Below are 4,513 nucleotides of genomic sequence, written 5' to 3' on the forward strand. Positions count from 1 at the left end.
CTCTACAAGGTCGGTTGCAAGGGCCCGACCACCTACAACGCCTGCTCGACGGTGCAGTGGAACGAGGGCACGAGCTTCCCGATCAAGGCCGGCCACGGCTGCATCGGCTGCTCGGAAGACGGCTTCTGGGACAAGGGCTCGTTCTACAACCGCCTGACCGACATCCACCAGTTCGGCATCGAGGCCAATGCCGACCGGATCGGTGCCACGGCCGCAGGCGTGGTCGGGGCGGCAGCGGTCGCGCATGCCGCCGCATCGGCCATCAAGCGGGCCGCACAGCACAAGGCCGAAAGCAAGACGGCCGACACCGCCGAACGCTGAAGAATTCGATGCCCCAACGGCAAGGACCACAACAATGAGTGCATACGAGACACAAGGCTACAAGATGGACGATACGGGTCGCCGTATCGTGGTGGATCCGGTCACGCGGATCGAAGGTCACATGCGGTGCGAAGTGAATGTCGACAGCGACAACGTCATTCGCAACGCGGTGTCGACCGGCACGATGTGGCGCGGGCTCGAGGTCATCCTGAAGGGCCGCGACCCCCGCGATGCCTGGGCTTTCGTCGAACGCATCTGCGGCGTGTGCACCGGTTGCCACGCGCTCGCCTCGGTGCGCGCGGTGGAGGATGCGCTTGGCATCACGATCCCGAAGAACGCCTACCTGATCCGGGAGATCATGGCCAAGACGCTGCAGGAGCACGACCATGCGGTGCATTTCTACCACCTGCATGCGCTCGACTGGGTCGACGTGGTGTCTGCATTGCAGGCCGATCCGAAGAAGACCTCGGAGCTGCAGCAGACCGTGTCCCCATCGCATCCGATGTCGTCGGCGGGCTATTTCCGCGACATCCAGAACCGGCTCAAGAAGTTCGTCGAGAGCGGCCAGCTCGGCCCGTTCATGAACGGCTACTGGGGCAGCAAGGCCTACGTGCTGCCGCCCGAGGCCAACCTGATGGCGGTGACGCACTACCTCGAGGCACTCGACCTGCAGAAGGAGTGGGTCAAGGTCCACACCATCTTCGGCGGCAAGAACCCGCACCCCAACTACCTGGTAGGCGGCGTGCCCTGCGCCATCAACATCGACAAGGACGGCGCCGCGGGCGCGCCCGTCAACATGGAGCGGCTGAATTTCATCGAGGCGCGCATCCGGGAAATGATCGAGTTCAACAACAACGTCTACATCCCCGACGTGCTGGCGATCGGCACCATCTACAAGCAGGCCGGCTGGCTCTACGGCGGCGGCCTCGCCGCGACCAACGTGATGGACTACGGCACGTACGAGAAGGTGATGGGCGACCACCGGACCCAGCAGCTGCCCGGTGGCGCGATCCTGGGCGGCAACTGGGACGAGATCCTCCCGGTGGACCCGCGCGACCCCGCGCAGGTGCAGGAGTTCGTCAACCACAGCTGGTACAAGTACGCCGACGAGTCGAAGGGGCTTCACCCGTGGGACGGCGTGACCGAACCCAACTACGAGCTCGGCGCAAGGACCAAGGGCACACGAACGAACATCGAGCAACTGGACGAAAGCGCAAAGTATTCGTGGATCAAGTCACCGCGCTGGCGCGGCCACGCGATGGAGGTCGGTCCGCTGTCGCGCTACATCCTCGGCTACGCGCACGCGCTGAAGGGCCATCCGCACTGCCAACGGGTGAAGGAGCAGGTCGACCGGTCCGCGGCGATCATCAACAAGGATTTCCCGAAGGCGCTGGGCATGCCGCAGACGCAGTACACCGTGAAGCAGTTGCTGCCCACGACCATTGGCCGGACGCTGGCGCGTGCRCTCGAGGCACAGTACTGCGCCGAGATGATGCTCGACGACTTCAACGAACTCGTGGCCAACATCAAGGCCGGCGACACGAGCACGGCCAACGTCGAGAAATGGGACCCGTCCACTTGGCCGAAGGAGGCCAAGGGCGTCGGCACCGTCGCTGCGCCGCGCGGCGCGCTGGGGCACTGGATCCGCATCAAGGACGGCCGCATCGAGAACTACCAGTGCGTGGTGCCGACTACCTGGAACGGCAGCCCGCGAGACACCAAGGGCCRGATCGGCGCGTTCGAGGCGAGCCTGATGAACACGCCGATGGCCAACCCGGAGCAGCCGGTCGAGATCCTTCGCACGCTGCACTCGTTCGACCCGTGCCTCGCCTGCTCGACCCACGTGATGAGCCCGGACGGCCAGGAACTCACCAGCGTCACGGTGCGCTGACCACCCCCAAGGAACGGAGACAAGCACATGCAGATTCAGACAGCACGCAGCACCCGCGCTCGGGTGTCGGTGGCCAAGGCCTTGGCCGCGGCCTTCGCGTTCACACTGGCCTCGGCGGCGCAGGCCCATCCCGGCCACGGCACCGAAGGCTTTGCCGCCGGGCTCGCACACCCGCTCGGCGGCTACGATCATCTGCTCGCCATGGTCGCGGTGGGAATGTGGTCGGTGGTCGCGCTGCCGAAGGGCTGGCGCGCCGCAGGTCCGGCGGCATTCCTCGCGACGCTGCTGCTGGGCGCCGTGCTGGCCATCCGCGGCATCGGATTGCCGGGGGTCGAGGCGGGCGTCGCGCTGAGCGTGGTCGCGCTCGCGGCGTTGCTGCTGGGCGCCGGGCGCATCGCACCGATGGCCGGCCTGGCACTGGTCGCGCTCGCCGGGGTGCTGCACGGCCATGCACACGGCGGTGAATTGGCCGGCGGCCATTCGTTCATGGCCTACGCGGCCGGCTTCCTGCTGGCCTCGACGCTGCTGCACGCCGTGGGCCTGGGCGCCGGCGCCGCGCTGCAGCGGTTGCCGGGCTGGGCCTGGCGCAYGGCGACCGCGCTGATCGGCGGCAGCGGGCTGCTGATGCTCGCGGCGCGCCTCTGACGCCGGCGCGCACACCATCCCGGGACCCAGCCATGAATACAACCTCCTCCCCCGTTGCCCCGGCCCGCGGCGGCGACGACAGCGCCGTGGCGCACGGCCGGTCGATCAAGTCGGTCTATGTGTACGAGGCACCGGTGCGCATCTGGCACTGGATCAACGCGCTCGCGATCACGGTGCTGGCCATCACCGGCTATTTCATCGGCTCTCCGCTGCCGACCCAGCCTGGCGAGGCCAGCGCGAACTTCCTGATGGGCTACATCCGCTTTGCGCATTTCGCGGCCGGCTACTTGCTGGCGGTCGGGCTGCTCGGGCGCATCTACTGGGCCGTCGTCGGCAACCACCACGCGCGCGAGCTGTTCTGGGTGCCGATCTTCCAGCGCGTCTACTGGCAGGAGATCTGGGGCATGGTGAAGTGGTACGCGTTCGTCAGCGCGCGACCCGGGCGCTACGTGGGCCACAACCCGCTGGCGCGTTTCGCGATGTTTTTCGGTTTCCTCCTGCTGATTGTCTTCATGATCGTCACCGGCTTCGCGCTGTATGCGGAAGGCGCCCAGCGCGGCTCCTGGCAGGACCGACTGTTCGGCTGGGTCATCCCGCTGTTCGGGCAGTCGCAGGATGTGCATACCTGGCACCACCTCGGCATGTGGGGGCTGATCGTGTTCGTGATCCTGCATGTGTACGCCGCGATCCGGGAGGACATCATGGGCCGCTCCAGCGTGGTCAGCACGATGATCTCCGGCCATCGCACATTCAAGGACTGAGCCCATGTCGCAGGACGAATCCATTTGCGTGCTCGGCATCGGCAACGTGCTGTGGGCCGACGAGGGTTTCGGCGTGCGCTGTGTCGAAGCCCTGCAGCAACGCTGGGAGTTCGCACCGCATGTGGCGCTGATCGATGGCGGCACGCAGGGCCTCTACCTGATCCAGCACGTCCAGCAGGCCAGCCGACTGCTGATCTTCGACGCTATCGACTACGGCCTGCCGCCCGGCACGCTCAAGCTGATCGAGGACGACGAAGTGCCTCGCTTCATGGGCGCCAAGAAGATGAGCCTGCACCAGACCGGGTTCCAGGAAGTGCTCATGCTGGCGCAACTCACCGAGCGCTATCCACGGCACGTGCTGCTCGTCGGGTGCCAACCCGAGGAGCTGGACGACTACGGCGGCAGCCTGCGCCCGACCGTGAGACTTGCGATGGAGGACGCCCTCGCGCTCGGCGTCGACGCACTGCGGCACTGGGGTGCCGCCCCGCGACCGCGCAGGCAGCCGCTGGACGGCGCCGAAGTCGTGACCTTCCGCCAGCTCGACCTCGGGCGCTACGAGGCCGGACGACCGGCCGAGGACGCCGCCTGCCGCCGCGGCGACGAACGCTTCCTGCCGGCGCCAGCGCGGCAGGAGGCCTGAGCGCGCCATGTGCATCGGGATCCCCATGCAGGTCATCGCGGTCGAGCCTGGACACGCCCTCTGCACCGGACGGGGCGAGCAGCGACGCGTCCGGACCGCGCTGGTGACGCAGCCGGCGGTCGGCGACTGGGTACTGGTCTTCCTCGACAGCGTCCGCGAATACATCGATGCGCGGCGCGCCGGCGAGATCGATGCCACGCTCGACCTGCTTGCGGCGGCACAGGCCGGCGCCGCGAGCGGTGCACCGGCTGCGTT

The 4,513-nt window shown here is 67.4% G+C and carries 5 protein-coding genes and 1 pseudogene; all 6 read left to right on the plus strand.

What is annotated here, in order from left to right; all coding sequences use genetic code 11:
* A pseudogene (locus AC1D2K_RS30490) lies at positions 1 to 321 on the plus strand (hydrogenase small subunit); the annotation flags it as partial.
* A gap of 34 nt (positions 322 to 355) precedes the next feature.
* Positions 356 to 2,212, plus strand: coding sequence for a nickel-dependent hydrogenase large subunit (locus AC1D2K_RS30495; RefSeq protein ID WP_478093644.1), 1,857 nt, complete (start codon positions 356 to 358; stop codon positions 2,210 to 2,212).
* A gap of 27 nt (positions 2,213 to 2,239) precedes the next feature.
* Complete coding sequence (locus AC1D2K_RS30500; protein ID WP_478093645.1) at positions 2,240 to 2,857, plus strand: HupE/UreJ family protein; 618 nt, start codon at positions 2,240 to 2,242, stop codon at positions 2,855 to 2,857.
* Between the two features lie 32 nt (positions 2,858 to 2,889).
* Entirely contained in the window at positions 2,890 to 3,618 is a 729-nt protein-coding gene (gene cybH, locus AC1D2K_RS30505; protein WP_478093646.1) for a Ni/Fe-hydrogenase, b-type cytochrome subunit, read from the plus strand.
* A gap of 4 nt (positions 3,619 to 3,622) precedes the next feature.
* Positions 3,623 to 4,258: a HyaD/HybD family hydrogenase maturation endopeptidase gene (locus AC1D2K_RS30510; protein WP_478093648.1), complete on the plus strand. Its 636-nt coding sequence runs from the start codon at positions 3,623 to 3,625 to the stop codon at positions 4,256 to 4,258.
* 7 nt (positions 4,259 to 4,265) lie between these two features.
* Positions 4,266 to 4,513 (plus strand): HypC/HybG/HupF family hydrogenase formation chaperone (locus AC1D2K_RS30515; RefSeq protein WP_478093649.1); only part of this gene is annotated, 248 nt, incomplete at its 3' end.

Source organism: Variovorax sp. P1_H12_2 (assembly GCF_056405335.1).